2 protein-coding genes and 1 riboswitch are annotated in these 2,853 nt (G+C 28.1%); both genes read left to right on the top strand.

Features of this window, described 5'->3' with window-relative positions:
• Positions 1-187 precede the first annotated feature (187 nt).
• Positions 188-1,252, top strand: coding sequence for a helix-turn-helix domain-containing protein (locus NSA58_RS18290; RefSeq protein ID WP_074429936.1), 1,065 nt, complete (start codon positions 188-190; stop codon positions 1,250-1,252).
• Between the two features lie 121 nt (positions 1,253-1,373).
• Positions 1,374-1,480: riboswitch (SAM riboswitch) on the top strand.
• 186 nt (positions 1,481-1,666) lie between these two features.
• On the top strand, positions 1,667-2,853 hold a 1,187-nt coding region (locus tag NSA58_RS18285; RefSeq protein ID WP_257560801.1), incomplete at its 3' end, for a homoserine dehydrogenase.

Here is a 2,853-nt window from a genome sequence, read left to right as displayed (position 1 = left end):
AAATATAAAAAAATTAAAAAATAAATCTTAATTAGTGATGAAATTATTAACTAATAATTAAAAAAATCAACTTGTGGTTAAATTATTTTACATTTTCTTTAACTATGCCTCCATTGTTTGTGTATTTGTATAAAGTTATAATAAAAATATAAGATCTTATTAATAAACTATAAAACGGGAGATAAATATGAAACTAGAAATAGGTCAAGTCATATATAAATTAAGAAAAGAAGAGAATTTAACCCAAGAAGATTTAGCAAAGGCAGTAGGAGTATCCACTGCAGCTGTATCGAAATGGGAAAGTAATAGTTCTTATCCAGATATTACTTTATTACCATCCATAGCAAGGTTTTTCAATACTTCCATAGACCAACTTTTAAATTACGAAAAAGATATTACTAATGAAGAAGTAATGGAAATAGTAAAAAAGTGTGCATCATTATTTGAAAAAGATACAGTGGAAAATGGCATAAAGTCATGTGAGGGTTATATAAAAGAATATCCCAACAATATATTTTTGAAATTTAGGATTGCTTCTTTGTATATGATGTCAATTCCAAGTGCAAAAGATGAAGATGAAGCCAAGGTTATGTTAAATAAATCCATAGAATTATTTGAAGAATGTGCAAAAAGCAGTGAAGTAGAAATAAGTGAAGTTTCTAAGTATAGTTTAAGTTCTTTATATTCTATGAATGAAGATTTTAAAAAGGCGGAAGAGGTTTTACTAAGTTTGCCGAAAATGACAGCGAATAGAGATGATATGCTAGTAGGTTTATATATTAATCAAAATAAAAAAGATGAAGCAATAGAACTTTTAAGAACGTTAACTTATAAGAAATTAAGTAGTTTAAAAATGTCTCTAGACAGCTATGTAAGTTTATTTGCACAAGAAAAAGATTATAATAAAGCAAAAGAGGTTCTTAAACTTGAGGATAAGCTAATAGATATTTTTCAAGTGGATAGTGTATATGGAGTAAGCAACAATCTTATGTATGGAGAGCTATATGCTAAGGAGAAAAATATTAAAAAAACTTTAGATCATATTGAAAAATTATTGGAATGCTATGAAATGGATTTTACTTTTGATAATCATTTATTGTTTGATAAATTAGAGCTATTTTCTGGTGTTCATTCTAAAACATATCTTCTTGTAAATTTGAAAAAGTTATTACTAGATGATAAGTATGATTTTTTAAGAGAAGATAAAAGATTTAATGATATATTGAGTAAATTGGAGGAAATATCTAATTAATCTTAATAGGGATTAAATAATAGTTATGTAATTTAAGTTTATATAATTTTCTTTACATTGAATACAAACTCTGCTATTATTTAAATCAAATAAAAAATTTGATTTGCTCAAAACTAAATACTTCTTATCCAGAGAGGTGGAGGGAAAGGCCCTGTGAAACCCAGCAACCAGTATATATTAATATACAATGGTGCTAAGTCCTGCAGCAATTATGCTGAAAGATAAGTATAAATTATAGCCTACAAAGCCTGAGTTTATACTCAGGCTTTTTTGATATTTAAATAAGATGGTTGGAAAATCACATGGCAACCATGCAGTGGCTTAAAATTTCATATCGTCCACGCAGTGCTTAAAGTGGGATTAAAAGGAATGGTTGGATGAAGGAGTAAAGATATTATCAAGGGGGATATAAATATGAAAATAGCAATACTTGGATATGGAACAATGGGAAAAGGTCTAGTAGAAATGATAGATAGCAATAAAGGAAAAAGAAATATAGAAATAGCAAGTATTTTAGTAAGGGACAAAAATAAGTATAAAAGTTCAAAATATGAACATTTAATAACAGAGGATATAGAAGAAGTATTTAATAAAGAGTTTGATATATTAGTAGAGCTTATAGGTGGTTTAAATCCTGCTTATAAATATATAAAAAGAGCTTTGGAAAGTAAAATAAACGTGGTTACTGCAAACAAAGATATGCTGGCAGAATATGGTGACAAGCTTGTGAAAATAGCAAAAGAAAACAATGTTAGTTTAAGGTTTGAGGCATCAGTAGGTGGAGGTATTCCTGTGCTTAAGCCACTTATAGAGTCATTGGAAGGAAATTTGATAGAAAGTATGTATGCAATTTTAAATGGAACTACAAACTATATACTTAGTAAAATGTATGATGAAAATTTATCTTATGAAGAAGTTTTAAAAGAAGCTCAAGAGTTGGGATTTGCAGAAGCTAATCCAGAATCAGATGTACAAGGTTATGATGCTGCAAGAAAATTATCTATTTTATCAACATTAGCTTATGATAGAAGAGTGTATTGGAAGGATTTCTATTTGGAAGGCATTTCTAATATAGATAGGAAGGATATTTATTATGCTAAGAAGTTGGGATGTAAGATAAAGTTGGTAGGTCAAAGTAAGTTAAATGATAAAAAAGTTAGTGGATTTGTAAGACCAGTTCTTGTGGATAATAATAGTCTACTTTCAAGAATCGATAATGAGTACAATATAGTAGTTTTCAATGTAGACTCTGTAGGTGAGGTTTCTTTTGTAGGAAAAGGAGCAGGGAAAGAGCCTACAGGAAGTGCAGCCTATGCTGATGTAATAGATATTTTTGACAAAAGAGTATGCAATATTGATTCATTTACAAAAGAAAAAATAGAGGTGGAAAAAATTATAAATCATAATTGTGAGGCTTTATTAAGATTTAAATCACCTAAAAAAGATAAAATTATAGAACTTATAAATGATTGTGTATATGAACATGAAGTGATAGATTCCAATGAGGAAGAATTGGCAGTAATGGTTTCTGTGGATTCTGAACATGAAATAAATAATGTTTTATGTTTTATAAATAATAAGGGATACTGTAAAGAATGCAC

Source organism: Terrisporobacter muris, from assembly GCF_024621905.1.
GTDB lineage: Bacteria > Bacillota > Clostridia > Peptostreptococcales > Peptostreptococcaceae > Terrisporobacter > Terrisporobacter muris.
The sequence above is the reverse complement of the archived record's forward strand: the minus strand, read 5'-3'. Positions and strand labels throughout refer to the sequence as shown.

Bases quoted from the DNA above. Each gene is read 5' to 3' on its own strand.
- NSA58_RS18290 (WP_074429936.1), top strand. From the start codon at position 188: ATGAAACTAGAAATAGGTCAAGTCATATATAAATTAAGAAAAGAAGAG.